This window comes from Sphingomonas sp. UYAg733, from assembly GCF_054057355.1.
In genome coordinates this window covers 334,615-351,556 of the sequence record NZ_JBSRZE010000001.1, presented here as the reverse complement: position 1 = coordinate 351,556, position 16,942 = coordinate 334,615, and the positions used below count along the sequence as shown (strand labels likewise).

General features: G+C 64.2%; 17 protein-coding genes. 3 read left to right on the top strand and 14 right to left on the bottom strand.

The window, feature by feature from the left end:
• Positions 1-4: 4 nt before the first annotated feature.
• The 11 genes from ACVWZA_RS01865 to ACVWZA_RS01815 form a co-directional block, all read right to left on the bottom strand.
• Entirely contained in the window at positions 5-907 is a 903-nt protein-coding gene (locus ACVWZA_RS01865; RefSeq protein ID WP_457309447.1) for an SPFH domain-containing protein, read from the bottom strand.
• 151 nt (positions 908-1,058) lie between these two features.
• Positions 1,059-1,562: a peptidoglycan-associated lipoprotein Pal gene (gene pal, locus ACVWZA_RS01860; protein WP_457309446.1), complete on the bottom strand. Its 504-nt coding sequence runs from the start codon at positions 1,560-1,562 to the stop codon at positions 1,059-1,061.
• 52 nt (positions 1,563-1,614) lie between these two features.
• The gene (gene tolB / locus ACVWZA_RS01855; protein WP_457309445.1) at positions 1,615-3,024 is read right to left on the bottom strand and encodes a Tol-Pal system beta propeller repeat protein TolB; all 1,410 of its coding nucleotides are present in this window, start codon (positions 3,022-3,024) and stop codon (positions 1,615-1,617) included.
• A gap of 9 nt (positions 3,025-3,033) precedes the next feature.
• Positions 3,034-3,912 (bottom strand): cell envelope biogenesis protein TolA, encoded by an 879-nt coding sequence (locus ACVWZA_RS01850; RefSeq protein ID WP_457309444.1) that lies wholly within the window; start codon positions 3,910-3,912, stop codon positions 3,034-3,036.
• Positions 3,913-3,943: 31 nt separating this feature from the next.
• Positions 3,944-4,378 carry a protein TolR gene (gene tolR / locus ACVWZA_RS01845; RefSeq protein WP_457309443.1) on the bottom strand — a complete coding sequence of 145 codons (435 nt, stop codon included), beginning with the start codon at positions 4,376-4,378 and terminating at the stop codon, positions 3,944-3,946.
• A gap of 44 nt (positions 4,379-4,422) precedes the next feature.
• A complete protein-coding gene (gene tolQ / locus ACVWZA_RS01840) occupies positions 4,423-5,121 on the bottom strand; it encodes a protein TolQ (RefSeq protein ID WP_457309442.1) in 699 nt (232 codons plus the stop codon).
• Positions 5,121-5,630, bottom strand: coding sequence for a YbgC/FadM family acyl-CoA thioesterase (locus ACVWZA_RS01835; RefSeq protein WP_457309441.1), 510 nt, complete (start codon positions 5,628-5,630; stop codon positions 5,121-5,123). The genes tolQ and ACVWZA_RS01835 overlap by 1 nt, the downstream gene beginning before the upstream one ends.
• A 135-nt stretch (positions 5,631-5,765) precedes the next feature.
• Positions 5,766-6,476 carry a hypothetical protein gene (locus ACVWZA_RS01830; protein WP_457309440.1) on the bottom strand — a complete coding sequence of 237 codons (711 nt, stop codon included), beginning with the start codon at positions 6,474-6,476 and terminating at the stop codon, positions 5,766-5,768.
• A gap of 541 nt (positions 6,477-7,017) precedes the next feature.
• Positions 7,018-7,608, bottom strand: a complete 591-nt coding sequence (locus ACVWZA_RS01825; RefSeq protein ID WP_457309439.1) for a YdeI/OmpD-associated family protein — start codon at positions 7,606-7,608, stop codon at positions 7,018-7,020.
• Positions 7,609-8,595 carry an NAD(P)H-dependent flavin oxidoreductase gene (locus ACVWZA_RS01820; protein WP_457310045.1) on the bottom strand — a complete coding sequence of 329 codons (987 nt, stop codon included), beginning with the start codon at positions 8,593-8,595 and terminating at the stop codon, positions 7,609-7,611.
• Positions 8,596-8,727: 132 nt separating this feature from the next.
• Positions 8,728-9,987: an aspartate kinase gene (locus ACVWZA_RS01815; protein ID WP_457309438.1), complete on the bottom strand. Its 1,260-nt coding sequence runs from the start codon at positions 9,985-9,987 to the stop codon at positions 8,728-8,730.
• 50 nt (positions 9,988-10,037) lie between these two features.
• Between ACVWZA_RS01815 and ubiG the strand changes: the two genes are divergently transcribed.
• Positions 10,038-10,778 carry a bifunctional 2-polyprenyl-6-hydroxyphenol methylase/3-demethylubiquinol 3-O-methyltransferase UbiG gene (ubiG, locus tag ACVWZA_RS01810; protein ID WP_457309437.1) on the top strand — a complete coding sequence of 247 codons (741 nt, stop codon included), beginning with the start codon at positions 10,038-10,040 and terminating at the stop codon, positions 10,776-10,778.
• Here the strand turns inward: ubiG and ACVWZA_RS01805 are convergent.
• Positions 10,771-11,805: a saccharopine dehydrogenase family protein gene (locus tag ACVWZA_RS01805; protein ID WP_457309436.1), complete on the bottom strand. Its 1,035-nt coding sequence runs from the start codon at positions 11,803-11,805 to the stop codon at positions 10,771-10,773. The genes ubiG and ACVWZA_RS01805 overlap by 8 nt on opposite strands.
• Before the next feature lie 109 nt (positions 11,806-11,914).
• Between ACVWZA_RS01805 and ACVWZA_RS01800 the strand changes: the two genes are divergently transcribed.
• Positions 11,915-12,526 carry a TetR/AcrR family transcriptional regulator gene (locus ACVWZA_RS01800; RefSeq protein ID WP_457309435.1) on the top strand — a complete coding sequence of 204 codons (612 nt, stop codon included), beginning with the start codon at positions 11,915-11,917 and terminating at the stop codon, positions 12,524-12,526.
• A gap of 18 nt (positions 12,527-12,544) precedes the next feature.
• Here the strand turns inward: ACVWZA_RS01800 and ACVWZA_RS01795 are convergent, their stop codons facing one another.
• Positions 12,545-14,170: an alkaline phosphatase D family protein gene (locus ACVWZA_RS01795; protein ID WP_457309434.1), complete on the bottom strand. Its 1,626-nt coding sequence runs from the start codon at positions 14,168-14,170 to the stop codon at positions 12,545-12,547.
• A gap of 127 nt (positions 14,171-14,297) precedes the next feature.
• Here ACVWZA_RS01795 and ACVWZA_RS01790 point away from each other — a divergent pair, with 127 nt between their 5' ends.
• Positions 14,298-15,749 (top strand): glycosyltransferase family 39 protein, encoded by a 1,452-nt coding sequence (locus tag ACVWZA_RS01790; protein ID WP_457309433.1) that lies wholly within the window; start codon positions 14,298-14,300, stop codon positions 15,747-15,749.
• Here ACVWZA_RS01790 and ACVWZA_RS01785 read toward each other — a convergent pair.
• Positions 15,736-16,938: a glycosyltransferase gene (locus ACVWZA_RS01785; RefSeq protein ID WP_457309432.1), complete on the bottom strand. Its 1,203-nt coding sequence runs from the start codon at positions 16,936-16,938 to the stop codon at positions 15,736-15,738. The genes ACVWZA_RS01790 and ACVWZA_RS01785 overlap by 14 nt on opposite strands.
• Positions 16,939-16,942: the final 4 nt, after the last annotated feature.

Genomic DNA, 16,942 nt, shown 5'->3' with positions numbered 1-16,942 from the left:
CGGCCTATTGGTACAGGCTGCCCGTGTTGACCACCGGCTGCGTATCGCGCTCACCGCACAGCACGACCATCAGGTTCGATACCATGGCCGCGCGGCGCTCGTCATCGAGATGGACGACATTCTTTTCGCTGAGCATCTCTAGCGCCATTTCGACCATGCCGACCGCGCCCTCGACCAAAGTCTTGCGCGCCGCGACCACCGCTTGCGCCTGTTGCCGGCGGAGCATTGCGCCTGCAATTTCCTGCGCATAAGCGAGATGGGTAAAGCCGCATTCATCGACCGTGATGCCGGCGACGACCAGCCGCGCGATCAGTTCCTGGCGCAGTTCGACCGCGACCTGGTCGTGATTGCCGCGCAAGGTCACTTCCTGATGCTCGAAATCGTCATAGGGGTAACGTGAGCCGATCGTGCGCACCGCGGCTTCGATCTGGACGATCACGAACGATTTGTAATCGTCGATATCGAACAGCGCCTGGGCGGTATCCGTCACGCGCCACACCACCTGCGCCGCGATCTCGATCGGATTGCCGCGCAAGTCGTTCACCTTCAGTCGTTCGGAGATCATGTTGTTGGCGCGCAGCGACACCTTCTTGCGGCCGAGCCACGGCAGCAGCCAGCGCAGCCCGGTGTTGCGATCTGTGCCCTTGTACGCACCGAACAGGGTGATCGCAGTCGCCTGATTGGGCTGCTGCATATAGAAGCCGCACAGTATGAAGGAGAAGGCGATCACCGAAACGGCGATGATCATGCCGCCAAGCGCCGGATCGCGTTGCATCAGCGAAGCGCCGAACACGCCAGCCACGATCGCGACGAGCATCAGCAACAGCATCACATAGCCGCTCGACGTGACCGCAGGCCGCTCGCGAGAGAGCGTGAGCGCAGTGTTGGTCGTACTCGAATCCGACATTGGAACCTCCCGTTAATATGATATCATATTTATATCGGGTATCGAGTGGGTGCAAGCGGAATCGGATCGGTTGCGACATGACGCGAAAACGCCGCCGGGTGCTGCGATCCGACGGCGTTTCGAGAAAGATCGGACGGCAAACCGCCCGGTATCAGTTCAGGACGATGGTCACCGCGCGGCGGTTCTGCGCCCAGCTTGCCTCGTCCGAGCCAAGTGCGATCGGTCGTTCCTTGCCATAGCTGATGGTCGAAATCCGCGCCGGATTCACACCGCGACCCGCGAGATAATTCTTCGCCGCATTGGCGCGGCGATCGCCGAGCGCGAGGTTATATTCGCGTGTGCCGCGTTCGTCGGCATGGCCTTCGAGGCTGACCGGCACATTGGGCCATTTGGCGAGCCAAGCCGCCTGGCTGTCGAGAATTTCACGCGCACGGGCGTCGATATCATAACGATCGAGCGCGAAATTGACGGTGTTGCTGGTCACCGAACGCTCGAAATCGGCGCGCGAACCGGGCTGCACATTATCGCCCTGACCCGGGGACGTGCCCTGATCGACGCCTGGCGCCGGCGGCAGCACTTCGGGGCGCTTTTTGCTGCAGGCAGCGGTGGCGAGCAATGCCGTCGCAATGAGCATCGTGGTTGTCAGTCTGGCCATCTGGTTTCTCCTTCGGTCAGTGGTCTTGATAAAGCTCAGGGGTGTAACGGTCTCAACGACGTAACGGTCCCCAACCTGGATCGGATCCATCGAGCGGGGTCGGCACGCGGCGTTCGTTGACGCCGGTCAGGTCGACCGACCAGAGATCGGCCTTGCCCGCGCCGCCACGCCCCTGGCGATGGAACATCAGCACGCGGCCATTGGGCGACCAGCTCGGACCTTCGTCCTGCCAATCGTCGGTAAGCAGCTTTTCGGCGCTGCCCGACGGGCTCATGGTGCCGATGCGGAAATTACCGGCGATCTTGGTGAAAGCGATCAGGTCGCCGCGCGGGCTCCACACCGGCGTCGCATAACGTCCGCTGCCGAAGGAAATGCGCTGCTGGTTCGATCCATCCGCGTTCATCACATAGATTTGCTGTGCGCCCGAACGATCGCTTTCGAACACGATCCGGCGGCCATCGGGCGAGAAGCTGGCGCCGGTATCGATCCCCGGCGCATCGGTCAGCCGCTGCGGCGAGCCGCCCGATATCGCTACCTTGTAGAGGTCGGTATTGCCCGCGACCGCCATCGAGAACACGACAGTGCGGCCATCGGGCGAGACGCGGGGCGAGAAGCTAAGGCTGGGATTGTTGACCAGCAAATGCTGTTTGCCGGTTCCGATGTCATAGACATAGATCGCCGGCCGATCGTTGAGATAGCTCATATAAACGATCGTCTGCTGGTTCGGCGCAAAACGCGGCGTCAGCACGATCGACTGGCCATTGGTCAGGAAACGGTGATTGGCCCCGTCCTGATCCATGATCGACAGGCGCTTGATACGTTTGGCCTTGGAGCCGGTTTCCGAGACATAGATCACGCGGCTGTCGAAATAGGGCCCTTCGCCGGTCAGCTTCGAATAGACCATATCGGCGCATTTGTGCCCCGCGCGGCGCCAGTCGCCCGGCGGCACGACGAAACCCTGGCGTGCGAGTTCATTGCGCGAGAACACATCATAGAGGTAACAGCCGACGGTCAGCGTTCCGTCGCCATTGGCGCGGATATAACCCTGGACCAGTGCGGAGGCGCCGGCGCCGCCCCAATAATCGAAGGTCGGCGCAGTCACCTCGGGAAAGGCCACGCCTTTCAGGCCGCCCGACGCGATCGGTTTGAACAAGCCGCTGTTGCGCAAATCGTTGGTCACGATCCCGGCAAGCTGACGCCCCAGTTCGTCGGTGCGGCCAGCGGGCGTATCGACGACGGCAGCTGTCGGCATGATCGGGATGGCGATGCCGAGCGGCGCGGAGATGCCGCCGACGACATCGACGACCAGCTCGTCCGGCTGCTGGCCGGCGGCCGGCGCGGCCTGGCCCGGCTGCGGCGCGGATTGGGTCGAGCGGACCGGCGGCGGCGCGGTCTGTGCCTGTGCCACGGCCGCTCCGGAAAGCGCCAGCGCGAACGCCAGATATTTACTGTGGTGCATCATGGTCTTTCCTCACCCGGGTAGATTATAACGTAGGCTGAACGTCTTCCAGCCGCGGGGCACGTCGTACAGCTCGATCGGCAACCCGCGCAGCGGAGAACAACCCGTGAAAGTCGCGATGGCATTGCGGTCGACCGCGTCGACATAACGGCCATTTTCGTCATCCACGCCGGTATGCCCGACGATCGTCGGCCGCGCAGCCAATGATCCGTCCTTGTTGAGCTGAAGCCGGATCTGCACGCGAATTCGCTCGGCGCCCGGTCCCGGCTTGACCTGACGATTGGCGCAGGGCTGAACCTGACGCACGATCGCCGAACCGATATCCGCCGCCGCCTTCGAATCCATCGTCGCGCCAGGCGGCGTCTCCGCCTTCGATTTGGATTCCGCAGCGGCCAGCCCGCGGCGCGTCTCGTCCGACAGCACGAACCCACCGGGATTGCGCCGTGTGGCACCCGGCTTGGTGCCGGTCGCCTTGGCGACGCTGGCCGCCTTGGGCGCGGTCGTCGCGGTCTTGGCCGGCGGCGTCTTGGCCTTGTCCGGCTTGGTTACAGGCGGCTTTTTGGGCGGTGGCGGCGCTTTGGGTGCTGGCTTGGGTGCCGGCGCGGGTTCGGGCTGCTTGGCCGGGGGCGTGGGCGCAGGCTCCTCCACCGCCGGCTCAGGTGGCGCGGCTTCCTCGGGGGGAGCCTCTTCGGGCGCACGCGATTGCGCTGGCGGCTCGGCCGATGGTGGCGCCTGCGAATCCAGCGCGACATCGTCGACCAGCGAGATTTCGATCGGCTTCGCCTTGGGCGTTTCTTCGGCGGGCCAAAGCCAGCTCAGCGACAATGCGCCGAACAGCACGACATGGCCCAGCACGGCGGCGCCCACCCCGATCTTTTCGGTCCGTTCCACCGGGTCTAGCCCGAATACCGTTGGCGAAACTTCACTTGTCGCTGCCCACCGTGACCAGCGCGACGCGGTTGAGCCCGGCGCGGTTGAGTTCACCCATCACGCGCATCACGCGGTCATATTTCAGCGACTTGTCGGCGCGCAGGAATATCTGCGGCGGCTGTCCACCATCAGTCTTCCTGGCGATCTGCTGCAGCACATCGGGCAGGAGCGCGTCGGTTACCTCATCGTCGTCGACGAACAGCTTGCCCTGATCGTCGAGCGAAATCTGCACCGGCTTCTGGTCCTGGTCGAGCGGCTTGGCGCGGCTGTCGGGCAAGTTCACCGGTACGCCAGCGGTAAGCAGCGGGGCGGTGACCATGAAGATGATCAACAGCACCAGCATGACGTCGACCAACGGCGTGACGTTGATGTCGGCCATCGGCGCCCGGCGACCACGACCGCGCTGCGAGGGGAGATTGATCGACATCGCTTAAATTCCTCCCCCGATGGGGGAGGAATTTCGAAGAACCATCACTTGCGCACCTCGGTCTCGAGCTGCCGGCTCAGTGTCGCGTGGAAGCCGTCGGCGAAACGGTTGAGCCGTGCCTCGATCCGGTTGATGCCATGACTGAAGCGATTATAGGCGATGACCGCCGGAATCGCGGCGAACAGGCCGATCGCGGTCGCGAACAGTGCTTCGGCGATGCCCGGCGCGACCACCGCGAGCGACGTGCTCTGCTGCTGCGCGATGCCGGTGAAGCTGCGCATGATGCCCCAGACGGTGCCGAACAGGCCGACGAACGGTGCGACCGAGCCGACCGTGGCGAGGATGTTGAGGCGGTCCGACAATTTGTCGATCTCATGCGCGACCGACGCGCCCATCGCCGTCGCCAGCCGCTCACGCGTGCCGCCGCGATCGACCGCGCCGCTGGCGGTGGAGCGCCGCCATTCGGCCACGCCGGATGAAAAGATCTTGGCGATCGGCAAGTCGCTGTCGCCTTCTATGCGGTGGAAGGCGTCGATATCTTCGGCCTTCCAGAAATCGCGTTCGAAGCGGTCGATCTTCTTGCGCGTACGCCCGAGCTTGAGCGCGAAGCTGACGATGATCGCCCAGGTCCAGATGCTCGCCAGCAACAGGCCGAGCATAACGAACTTCACGACGAAATCGGCCTGCAGGAACAGGGCGATGGGCGACATGGTCGCGGCATCGGTATTCAACAATACGCTCATTATTTTCCTTCTATCCCCATCTGATTCCCAGGCCCGACGAGACGCTCGAACGCCTCGACCCAATGTTTCGGTTGCCGGCGCGGTCGCCCCGATGCCCCCACCAGCGCCGCCGTCACCTCGGCTGTGGTCAGTATCTCCGCACCGCGCATGACTCGTTGCTGAATATCCACCGATGCGGCGCGCACCCGGATCACGTCGGATATAACCACCAGCGCGTCGTCGAGTTTCGCGGGCGCCTCATAGCGAATGGCGAGCTTGGTGATCGCATAGGCGCCCTCACCAGAATCATGCGCACCGCGCTGATCGACCCCGACAAGACGCAGCATGTCCGAGCGGGCGCGTTCCATGAAACGCAGATAATTGGCGTGATAGACCATACCCGAAAGATCGGTGTCCTCGAAATAGACTCGGATCGGGAAACGATGCTGCCGGCCGACGAAGCGCCCACCGCCGGGCAGATCGGGGATCGTCAGATCGGAACTCGGCTGGTCGGGATCATGCTCGGCCATCGGTTCGTCGTAGCGAAGCCGGAGGCTGTAAGGAACCCCGTTCGACCCGCATCCGGCGCCACTTGCTAACAACGTAACCACTGAGTCACGCGGCACTCATCGGCGGCGGGCCGGTGTCGTCTTATTCAAAAGATTCTATGGCAGGCGGAAGATCGCCGGGTCGATCTCGATCCTGGGCGACGGGCGTTGCACGGTGTTCGACGCGAGCGAAATGATCGGACCGGACGGCTGGCGCTGCGTGCGCCACGCGTCATAGGCGCGGTAGAAGTCGGTGAAGCTATGATCGAGTTCGGGTAGGCGCGCCTCGGCAAAGGCGGTGAAATTCTCCGACGGCACCTTCGCCGCCTCGGCCAGCAGCCGCTGTGCCGTTGCGCACAAGGCGGGCTTGGCCGGTGCCTGGGCGTAATAATTGTAAAGCCGGGTCATGGCATCGTCATAGGAATCGCGCCACGCCACGCCGCCCGAGACGCGATATTCCGCCGTCAACGAGCGCTCCGCCTGCGCCAGGGCCGTTTTCTGACCGCGCAGCATCGCATTATAGCTGGCGATGATCGCCCCTTCCTCCGGGCCGCGACAACCAAGCGCGGCGAAGTTCAGCCCGGCCCGCAGGTGCCAGACGCTGGCGGCGGGCGAGAGGTCTTCATTCGGCGTGGGATAGCTGCCGTCGATCCGGGCAACCGGGATCGCCATGCCCGGATACGCACCTGCCGGCATCGCGATGCTCGGCGCCGGCGGTGCAAACACCATGGGTGGAGGCGGCGGCGTCACGGCGACCTGCCGGCTTGCGCAACCAGACATCGCGGCAATCGCCAGCGGCAGCAACAGGACGCGGCACAAGCGTGTCATTCAGGATCTCCGTGCCCCCCGGCCGGACAGTCATCGCCCAAGATGGTTAAGATCGCGTTAGCCTCACGCGCTTGTCAGGCGCTTACAGGGCGGCTGAAGTCACGGGCGAAATCTTGGCGCTGGTAGCGCTGTGACGACCTGTTTTCGACAATAGGAAAGAGCGGGCCGTCATATTCCGGCAGGGATGACATGCCCCACCCTATGTCATCGCTGAATCGCTGGTGATCGGGCCGATGGGACCAGCGATTGTGGGTGTGGCACAAAAGGCGGGAGATATGTCACACCCATATGTGACATATCTTTATCCGTCCCCGCCCCGGCGAGATGAGCTATATATAATTATATATCAGCTACTTAAAGATAAGATCGGGCATTAGCGTGGGCAGGAAGCGCAAGTTCTCCGCGCTGGAGTCAGATGATTTGAGACCTAGCTTCTTCTGTCATCCCTGCCTTTCCCGCAGCAAGCAGCAGTAGAAAAAGAAGCGGGATACCCGTTTCTGCGGGAATGACGGTGGTGGGCCGGGTGCCCGGTGCTCTGGCTTCACCGATCCCCGTGGACGGTTTCGCCCCGCATGCACATGCCGACGAACTTCGAGATCCGCGCCGTTCGCGTCTCCGGCTTCTTCGCTTCATGGATGCGGTACAGAATCGCATAGCGGTTCGCCCCCGTCAGCGTGTCGAAAAAGGCGCGTGCCCTGGGTTCGGCGTCGAGCGCCGTCGCAAGATCATCCGGCACGCCGATCGTCGATTGCGGCGCATAGGCCGCATCCCAGCGCCCATCCGTTTTCGCCGCATCGATTTCCGCCTGTCCGGCGGGCGCAATCCGGATTTCGGTAATCAGTTCCAGCGCACGCGTGCGGTTCTTTTCCGACCATTTGCTCCGCGCCTTGCGCGGGGTGAAGCGGATCAGCCACCAATCGGCATCGAAAGGATTGAGCTGACCGTCGATCCAGCCATGGATCAGCGCACCGTCGATCGCCTGCGCCTTGGATACTGATGGCACGCCGGCACTGGACTTGGCGAGTTTGAGCCACACGCCCTTCGATGTGCGCGGCTGCTTGCCGAGCCATGCTTCCCATGCCGCCGAATCGGCGAAGGGAAGGATTGGCAGGCCGGCGCGCTCGGTCTCCATTCAGACTGCCCGCTTCTCTAGCGCATGGGCCGCTTCGGCCATCAGCGTCGCGATGATCTCCGTGACCGGTTCTTCCTTCGTCACCATGCCGACCGACTGGCCGGCCATGATCGAGCCATGCTCGATATCGCCATCGATCACCGCGCGGCGTAGCGCGCCCGCCCAATAATGTTCGATCTGCAATTGTGCCTCGCCCATCGCGACGCTGCCCTCATCGAGCAATTGCGCGACCTCACGCTGTTTGGCGGTGAACAACTCGCTCGACGCGTTTTTCAGCGCGCGCACCGGAATGACCGGCAAACGCGGGTCGATCTGCACGCTGGCAACCGCATCGCGTGCCGAGGCGCGAATGAAGGCCTTTTTGAAATTGGCGTGCGCGATGCTTTCGGTCGCACACACGAAACGCGTGCCGAGCTGCACGCCAGCCGCACCCATGTCGAGATAGGCGGCGATCGCCTCGCCCCGGCCGATCCCGCCGGCGACGAACACCGGTACCTGCTCGGCGACCTCGGGCAGGATTTCCTGCGCGAGCACGCTGGTCGAGACCGGGCCGATATGCCCGCCCGCTTCCATGCCCTCGACCACCAGCGCATCGACACCGGAGCGGATCAGCTTCTTGGCCAGGCTCAGTGCGGGCGCAAAGCAGATCAGTTTCGCGCCATTCCGCTTGATCGCATCGATGCTGCCGGTCGGCGGCAGGCCCCCGGCGAGCACGACATGGCCGACGCCATGTTTGTTGCAGACCTCGATCAGGTCGAACAGGCCGGGATGCATGGTGATCAGGTTCACGCCGAACGGCCTGGTCGTAAGCGTCTTGGTCGCTGCGATTTCGGCATCGAGCAGTTCGGGGGTCATCGCGCCGCAGGCGATCAGGCCGAAGCCGCCCGCATTGGACATCGCCGAAACGAGATGCCGCTCGCTGACCCAGGACATTGCGCCGCACAGGATCGCCACTTCGGAGCCGAGAAATTCGACGCCGCGCGCCATGCGGCGGGCCAGGCGCTCCTCCCCCACGTTCGGAGAAGGGTTGGACGAGGTATCGGCCTTAGCGGCAATGGTATCGGTCATGCGCTGCGACATGCCCTCCCCGGCCCGCCCCCGCAAGCGGGTGTGACGATTTTAAGCCGCGTCCTCGGCATCCAGCCCGTACGCCGTGTGCAGCACACGCACCGCCAGTTCGGTATAATCCTCCTCGATCAGCACGCTGACCTTGATCTCCGACGTGGCGATCGCCTGGATATTGATGCCGCGTTCGCCCAGCGTGGTGAACATCAGCGAGGCGACGCCTGCGTGGCTGCGCATGCCGACACCGACGACCGAGATCTTGGCGACGCGCGTGTCGTGGAACAGTTCGGCATAACCGATATCGCCCTGCGCCTTGCCCAGCACATCGAGCGACTTGGCGAGATCGGCGGCGGGCACGGTGAAGGTCACGTCGGTCGATCCGGTGGTGTGCGCGACGTTCTGCACGATCATGTCGACGTTGATATTGGCGTCGGCGAGCGGCGCGAAGATCGAGGCGACCGAACCGGGCCGGTCGGGCACGGCGGTCAGCGTGATCTTCGCTTCATTCTTGTCGTGCGCGATGCCGGTGATCAATTGCCGTTCCATGTCGCCCAATTCCTCTTCACTGACGATCAGCGTGCCGGGTTCGGCACTGCCCAGGGGCGCATCCTCATCGACGAACGACGACAGGACCTGCACCCGCACATTTTCCTTCATCGCCAGACCGACCGAGCGCGTCTGCAGCACTTTCGCGCCGACGCTCGCCAGTTCCAGCATTTCCTCATAGGTCACGCGCTTCAGTTTGCGCGCGCGCGGGACGATCCGTGGGTCGGTGGTGTAGACGCCGTCGACATCGGTATAGATGTCGCAGCGATCCGCGCCCATCGCCGCCGCCATCGCCACCGCCGACGTGTCCGACCCGCCGCGACCCAATGTCGTCACGCGCTCGCCGGGCGCGACGCCCTGGAAGCCGGGGATGACCGCCACTTCGCCGCGCGCGAGCGATTCGTTGAGCCGTGTCGTTTCGATCTCGCCGATGCGCGCCGAGGCATGGCCGTCCGACGTGCGGATCGGCAATTGCCAGCCGAGCCAGCTACGCGCCGGCACACCGATCGCCTGCAGCGCGATCGCGAGCAGCCCGCTGGTCACCTGTTCGCCCGAAGAAACGACGACGTCATATTCATGCGGATCGTAAAGCGATGACGCCTCACGGCAGAAATTGACCAGCCGGTCGGTCTCCCCGGCCATCGCCGAGACGACCACGGCGACCTGATTGCCCGCCTCCACTTCACGCTTGATGCGCGCGGCGACGGTGCGGATGCGCTCGATCCCGGCCATCGACGTGCCACCGAATTTCATCACGATACGGGCCATTGAGGTCGGAAGTCCTTGGGCTGCGGAGGGGCTGCTGATAGAAACCGGTCATGGCAAACGCAAGCGCACCTGTAACGACCATCGATCCGGCAGAGGCCGCGCATTTTGGCGCGATGGCGGCCGATTGGTGGGATCCGCATGGATCGTCGGGGATGCTCCACCGTCTCAACCCGGTGCGGTTGGTCTATCTCCGGTCGCAGATGGACCGGCATTGGCAGCTCGACGAGAGGAGCTTCAAGCCGATGACGGGCAGGACAGCGCTCGATGTCGGATGCGGTGCGGGGCTGTTGTGCGAACCGCTCGCCCGACTCGGTGCGGCGGTGACCGGCATCGATGCCGCGCCCGAGAACATCGCCGCCGCGCGCGTGCACACCATGCAATCCGGCCTGACGATCGATTACCGGGCCGGTGGCATCGAAGGGGTGGGCGCTGAGAAATTCGACCTGGTCACCTCGCTCGAGGTGATCGAACATGTCAGCGACCCGGCCGGCTTCATCGCCGGGCTGGCGGGCGCGCTCGCCACGGGTGGGTTGCTGATCCTGTCGACGCCCAACCGCACCGCGCTGTCGCGGCTCGCGATGATCACGCTGGCCGAGGGAACCGGACGGATCCCGCGGGGAACGCATGACTGGAACAAGTTCCTGACGCCGGGCGAGCTGACAGCACTGATCGAGGCGGCCGGGTTAACCGTGGTCAACACGCGTGGCTTGAGCTTTTCCGCCGCGATGGGGTTCATACTCAGCGACGATCTGAAGCTCGATTATTTCGTGACGGCGGTGCGGGTCAGCTGATCTCCACCGTGAGGTGCTCCGGCGCCAATGCGCGCAGAAAATCCCGCGCATCGAATATCTCGCCCGGCGCAAGCACGCCTCGCGCGTCGACCGCGCCCGCCAAAATCCGCTGGACCGCCTCCACCACCAGTGGGGCGGTGAACGCGTAGATATCCTGGCCGTGCGCACTGGCCCGGCGCTCCACCGGACCCTTTCTAACGATCGCCTCCATCAGGAAAATCTGCGCCGAGCGACCCATTTCGTCGACCGGGCTGGGCGGTGGAGTCGACGGATCGCGCAGGTCGAGCAGCGGCGCGAGATTGAGATAGGTATGAAGGCTGTCGGTGCGCAGATGACGCGAAATCAGGACCGTTTCGGTCATCGGCATTTCGACGGCGTCCTGCACGCCGAACGGATCAGCGAAGGTCCATGAGACTTGCGGTGCCGGGTCGGCCAATGGCACCAGTTCTCCGCCGGCGATAACCAAGCGTCTGGCTGTGTTACGCTGGCCGGTAAGCCGCGTACCAGGTGTTGGTTGCCAGCTGTCCAGCGCAATACCGATGCGGATCTCGTCCGCCAACGCCCAGTCGCCCATCGCGGCCGTGGCCAGAAGGTCGCCAAGACCGCCATAGAACCCCATCGCCGGGACCAGGACGATACCGGCGGCCTGCGCCGGTGCGGCGAACCGTTCGAATGTTGCCAGCGCGCTCGACTGTTCGGGTGTGACATCGAGATAATGGATACGCGCACGTACCGCCGCAGTGGCAAGCGCATCCGCAGTATCGAGAAACGGCCCGGCGCAATTGATCACCGCCGCAGCACCGATCAGTGCCCGATCGAGCGATGCGGCGTCCTCGACAGTGGCGACGCGCGTTTCGACGGCTTGGCCGGGCGAGGCCAACGAGATCAATCGGGCCGCGTCGCGACCGATCGCGATCGGGACAAATCCACGGCGCTGCAGTTCCGCGATAACGAACCGCCCGGTGTGACCCGAGGCGCCGAAAACGGCAATCGACTGACCCCGTTGAGTTGATTCCGAACTCGACATTTCGACCTCCCTTGACACGCTACAGACCTGTCTGTTGCAACATGCCTACAAACAGGTCTGTAGCGTGTCAAGGATTTTGCTGATAGACAGCGGATCAGGAGATCGACCAATGCGACACAGGAACGACGCCAGCCCCGACGATGGGCCGCTCCAGGGCGCAACCGATGTGCGGAAGCGCGTCCTCGATACGGCATCGGCATTATTCTATCGCCGGGGCGTGCGTGCGGTTGGCGTGGATCTTGTGGTCGAGGAAGCCGGTGTGGCGAAGACCAGCCTTTATCGGCACTTCCGCACCAAGGACGACCTTATCGCCGCGTTTCTTGCCCGTGAGGACCAGGATTTCTGGGCGTGCTGGAACCGGGCAGCGCAAGGCCATGAGGCGGATGCCGACGCGGAACTGGCAGCACAGTTGGACTGGATCGCAGAGCGCGTCGGTCGCCCGGACTATCGCGGCTGCCCGCAGATCAACGTCGCCGCCGAATTTCCCGACGCCGACCACCCCGCGCGCGCTGTTGCGACAAAGCACAAGAACGATCTTCGCGTGCGCCTGAAAGGCGTGGCCGTCCGGCTCGGGGTGCGACGCCCCGATGAACTGGCCATGCAATTATCACTGCTGATCAACGGGGCGTTCGTGAGTTCGCAGATGTTTTCGGCGGGCGAGGCCGGACCGTTATTGCTGACAACCGCGCGCACTCTGGTTGCCGCCGCCCGCCAGGAATAAACCCCCGTCCGGATTAAACTAAGCCATCACATTCCGTCCACGTGCCACCGACACGCTGTGGCCGACGATGCCCCCGGCCGACTTCGTCTTGACCGGATCGACCATCACCCAGTCGTTGCTGACCCGTTCCGGGGTCAGGGTCGTCGCCATATAGCCGCGCCGCGATGTGTCGCACCATTTCAGCTCGCGATTGGCCTTGACCAGTCCCGCCGCGACGATCTTGGGATCGGCCGCCAGCGCGGATTCATAACCGCCCGAGGTGACCGAATGCCCGGCGAATTCGACGCCCGCCGCCTGGCCGTCCTGCGCCAGATCGAATGCCCAGGCATTATGGCTGTCGCCCGAAATGACCACCAGGTTCGCCCCGGCGCCTTGCGCGCCCTTGAGGAAACGCGCGCGTGCCATGGGATAGCCGCCCCAATTGTCGAGGTTGGAGGGCAGTCCCGCCTTTGCCGCCGCCAATCCTTCGCTGACATAACCGCGCACATAAGCCGGCGCATCGGGTGAGAGCCAGTTAAGCGAATCGGGCGGCGTCATCGTTTCGCCCATGATCGTGCCGAAGCCGACCACTTGCCACTTTTGTCCCGCCTTCACCGACCGACGCAGTTCATGGTCGAGCCAATATTCCTGCTGCGTGCCCATCATCGTCGCGTCCGGGTCCATCCACGCGCCGTTGCGGAAATCGACCAGCGCCCTGGCCGGATCGGGGCCTTTCAACAACGGCTCGAGGTCGGGCTGCCTGGTGCGCCCGAGCAGCCGGGTCTCGGTGCGGAACAGCGTCGCCAGCGTACCGATGTCATAAACCTTCCACGGCTCGTCGGAAACCGGCATCCATTCGCGATAGGCCTGGATCGACGCGGCACGGCGGTCGTTCCAGTCGCCCTCGCCCGGCTGATGGTTTTGCGCCCCACCCTCCCAGCTGTCATTGGCGGATTCGTGATCGTCCCATTGCACGATCATCGGATGCTTCGCGTGGAGCGCCTGCAGGTCCGGATCGGCGCGATAGCTGCCATAGCGCAACCGATAATCGGCGAGATGGAGCAATTCGCTCGCCGGTTCGGGCAGGCGGTTGCCGATCGTTTCCTTGAGCGACGGATAGGCACCGGGTTTATATTCGTAGAAATAATCGCCGAGATGGATGACGAGATCGAGATCGTCGCGCGCCACGGCATGGGCATAGGCATTGAAATAACCAAAGGCGAGGTTCGAGCAGGAGAAGATCGCGGTGCGGAAGCGAGCGATTTTGCCTTCGGGCAGAGTCTTGGTGCGCCCGACCGGCGACATGCCGCCATCGGGCGCGACGAAGCGGAAATGATAGACGGTTCCTGGTTCCAATCCGGCGACGGTGATCTTGGCCGTATGGTCGCGCCAAGGGCCAGTGATCTGCACCCCACCGCTGACGATCTTCGCGAAATCCGCCGTTGGCGAAACCTCGGCCTTCAATTCGACCGCGCCGCCATCGGTGGGAACGTAGCGCGTCCACAGCAGCATCGAATCACTGGCCGGTTCGCCGCTCGCCACCGAATGGGTGAAGCCACGTCCGCCGGCAACCGTCACCGTCTGCGCGAAGCCGGGAATGGCATAGGCGCCGAGCCCCAGCGCGCCGGTCAGGATCAATGAACGGCGGTCGATCGTGAATTCCATGGCGGCCCTCTTCGCGTTGTCGGCGTCTGATGCGCCGCGGATATGGCGCGCCCATGACAGTCCTGTCCGTGACAGTTCCACCCGCGCTGGCTAAGGCTGCGCCAATCCGCCGCGAAACGAAAGAACCATGCGCCAATACTCGAATTCCGCGCGCACCTGGTTTGTGGCGACGGCCCTGGTGTTCGTCATGCTGACGCTCGCGCGACCGCTCGATCATGACGAGAGCCAATATGTAGCCGCGGCGGTGCTGACCGCGCATGGTTATCTGCCCTATCGCGACTTCGCCTATCTGCAGGCCCCGCTTCAGCCGATCCTGTTCGCGCCGCTGGCCTGGGCGTTCGGCGGCTGGGCCTGGCCGGGATTGCGCATCGTCAATGCGTTGCTCGGCGCGGCTGCGGTCGCCTTCGTCTATCGCGCGGCGCGCGAAGGCGGCGCGGAACCCCGCCCGGCGCTGCTTGGCACCGGCCTGTTCGCCTGTACTGACATCTTGTTGTTCAGCATCGGCACCGCACGCAATGACGCGCTGCCCGTGGCTCTGCTCGCCGCCGCGCTGCCGCTGGTGATCCGTACCGCGAACGATCGCGGCACGCGCTGTACGGCGTTGCTCGCCGGGCTCCTGCTGGCCGGGGCGAGTGCGGCGAAAATCTCCTATGCGCTGCCGGCGGTCGCCTATGGCCTTTATGCGCTGTCCGATCGTCGCCACCAGCCCTTATGGCTTGCGCTGGGCACATTGCCGGTCTGCGCTTTCATGATCGCGAGCATCGCCTGGCAGCCCTATGGTTTCCAGTTTGGCGTGCTCGATTTTCCTGCGTTCGCGCCGGGCGAATATTACCGCGCGATCGATCGTCCATGGAAGATGTCATGGGCCGCAAAAGCGCTCGACACGTTCAAGTTCCTCGCGCTCGGCCCGGCCCTGATCGGGCTGTTGCTGACCAGCCGGGTGCGCTGGCGCGCGACATCGGGCCGCGCGATCGACTGGATGCTGTGGGCCGGCATCATCGCCGCGTTGTTGCCCTCCCCCACCTGGCGCCAATATCTGCTGCCGCTGCTCCCGCCCTTGTTCGTGCGGCTCGCGATCGGCTGGCAAGCGGGTCCGCCGGGACGGCGCACGCGGATCGCGCTGGTCGTATTCGTCTGTGCCGGGTTCGCGCCGTCGGTCGAGGCGCTCGCCCGAACCGTGGCCGGCGTGCCGATGCTCGAGGCGATGCGCCAGGGCAGTGCGATTCGCGCAGGCCTCGACCGCGCTGGCGTCACCGGTTCGGTCGCGACCCTGTCGCCGCAATTCCTGCCCGTGACGGGCCGCTTGCCCGACCCGCGCTTTGCCACCGGGCCCTTTTATTTCCGCAGCCACAAGCTGCTCAACGCCAATGCCGAATCGGTTTACCGCGTCGTCGCGCGCGACACGCTGGGCGTTCATTTTGCGCAGGCACCGGCCGCGATCCTGATCGGTGGCGAAGGCCCATGGACCAGCGGCGATGCAGCACTCGATGGTGTATTGGAGGATTGGGCGAAGCATAACCATTGGCGGCCGGTATCGGTCGCGGGCGGACGGTTCCGGCTTTACGTCAGGCCGCTTTGAGCGCCCGCTCGGCGCGCTTAGCGGCGACCAGCCCGGCATAATAGGCCATCAATTCCTCGGTATGCTCGCGGTCGCTGCGCACCTTGCCGGCCGCGATCACCGCCGCGCGGCGCAACAGGGTCCGATCGCGCGTGTAGAGCCGCTCGATCGCCGCGGCGCAGGCCGTCGCATCGCGCGCGGTGTAGAGTTCCGACGCATGCGGGTCGGCGATTTCCGCGCAGCCGCCGGTGTCCGGCGCGATCAACGGCAGACCCGCTGCCATCGCCTCCGACGCGACCAGCCCGAACGGTTCGGCTTCCGACCCGTGGATAAGCGCATCGCAGCTGGCCATTACGCGAGCGAGCCGTTCGCGGTCATAGACCGGGCTGAACATACGGATATGGGGTGAGCCGGCGATCGTCTTCTCTATTCTGCGGCTGGCAACGCCGGTGCCGAGCAGGATCATGCCGACGGGCACTTTCGAACCGGCGCGCGCGACCGCATCGGCAACCAGCTGCCAGCGCTTTTCCGGGTGATGCCGGCCAAGCCCGAGCAGCAATAGTCCCTCGGGCGGCAGATCACATTGTGCGAGCAGCGAAGCGCGCAGTTTCTCGTCGCGAAATTCGGGAGAGAAATGCCCGCGCTCGATCCCCAGCGGCATCGCCGCGTCGATCCTGACCCCACGTGCCTTGAGACGCTTTTCCAGCGCCGGCCCGTTGGTCACCACCGCGTCGTAATTGTCGAGGAAGCGGCTCATGTAACGACTGTACCAGGCAAAGGCGCGCTCGATCCGGTCGTGCGGCGCGAGCCCCTCGAACCAGCGCAGCGCATAGGCCGCGACATTGTCGTTGTGCATGAAGAACACCTTGGCGGCGTCATGCCCGGGTTGAGGCTGCCATTGACCGACGATCCAGGCCGGCCGCCAGGGCGAGGATGCCTCGACCAGATCGGGTTTCAACTCGTCGAGCAGCCGGATGATCGGATCGGCATCCCAGAACAGCCCGTAATTGCTGTCGAACGGCAGGCGCGACGCCTTCACATAGATGATCTTGCCGCCGCCCGGACGTTCCTCGACCAGATCCTCGCGCCCTGCGGCGATAACGATCAGTTCATGACCCAGATCGGCCATGATCCCCATCTTGCGGTCGATGTAGGTGCGTACCCCGCCACCGGTCGGCGAGTAGAACTCGTTGACATCGACGATGCGCATCCGA

Excerpts from the sequence above, each read along its gene's own strand:
- tolR (WP_457309443.1), bottom strand. The coding sequence starts at position 4,378 with ATGTCGATCAATCTCCCCTCGCAGCGCGGTCGTGGTCGCCGGGCGCCG.
- ACVWZA_RS01820 (WP_457310045.1), bottom strand. The coding sequence starts at position 8,595 with ATGGCGCGCGGCGTCGAATTTCTCGGCTCCGAAGTGGCGATCCTGTGC.
- ACVWZA_RS01800 (WP_457309435.1), top strand. The coding sequence starts at position 11,915 with ATGCGACACAGGAACGACGCCAGCCCCGACGATGGGCCGCTCCAGGGC.
- ACVWZA_RS01830 (WP_457309440.1), bottom strand. The coding sequence starts at position 6,476 with ATGACACGCTTGTGCCGCGTCCTGTTGCTGCCGCTGGCGATTGCCGCG.
- ACVWZA_RS01815 (WP_457309438.1), bottom strand. The coding sequence starts at position 9,987 with ATGGCCCGTATCGTGATGAAATTCGGTGGCACGTCGATGGCCGGGATC.
- ACVWZA_RS01805 (WP_457309436.1), bottom strand. The coding sequence starts at position 11,805 with ATGTCGAGTTCGGAATCAACTCAACGGGGTCAGTCGATTGCCGTTTTC.
- ACVWZA_RS01795 (WP_457309434.1), bottom strand. The coding sequence starts at position 14,170 with ATGGAATTCACGATCGACCGCCGTTCATTGATCCTGACCGGCGCGCTG.
- tolB (WP_457309445.1), bottom strand. The coding sequence starts at position 3,024 with ATGATGCACCACAGTAAATATCTGGCGTTCGCGCTGGCGCTTTCCGGA.
- ACVWZA_RS01785 (WP_457309432.1), bottom strand. The coding sequence starts at position 16,938 with ATGCGCATCGTCGATGTCAACGAGTTCTACTCGCCGACCGGTGGCGGG.
- ACVWZA_RS01865 (WP_457309447.1), bottom strand. The coding sequence starts at position 907 with ATGTCGGATTCGAGTACGACCAACACTGCGCTCACGCTCTCTCGCGAG.
- tolQ (WP_457309442.1), bottom strand. The coding sequence starts at position 5,121 with ATGAGCGTATTGTTGAATACCGATGCCGCGACCATGTCGCCCATCGCC.
- ACVWZA_RS01790 (WP_457309433.1), top strand. The coding sequence starts at position 14,298 with ATGCGCCAATACTCGAATTCCGCGCGCACCTGGTTTGTGGCGACGGCC.
- pal (WP_457309446.1), bottom strand. The coding sequence starts at position 1,562 with ATGGCCAGACTGACAACCACGATGCTCATTGCGACGGCATTGCTCGCC.
- ACVWZA_RS01825 (WP_457309439.1), bottom strand. The coding sequence starts at position 7,608 with ATGGAGACCGAGCGCGCCGGCCTGCCAATCCTTCCCTTCGCCGATTCG.
- ubiG (WP_457309437.1), top strand. The coding sequence starts at position 10,038 with ATGGCAAACGCAAGCGCACCTGTAACGACCATCGATCCGGCAGAGGCC.
- ACVWZA_RS01835 (WP_457309441.1), bottom strand. The coding sequence starts at position 5,630 with ATGGCCGAGCATGATCCCGACCAGCCGAGTTCCGATCTGACGATCCCC.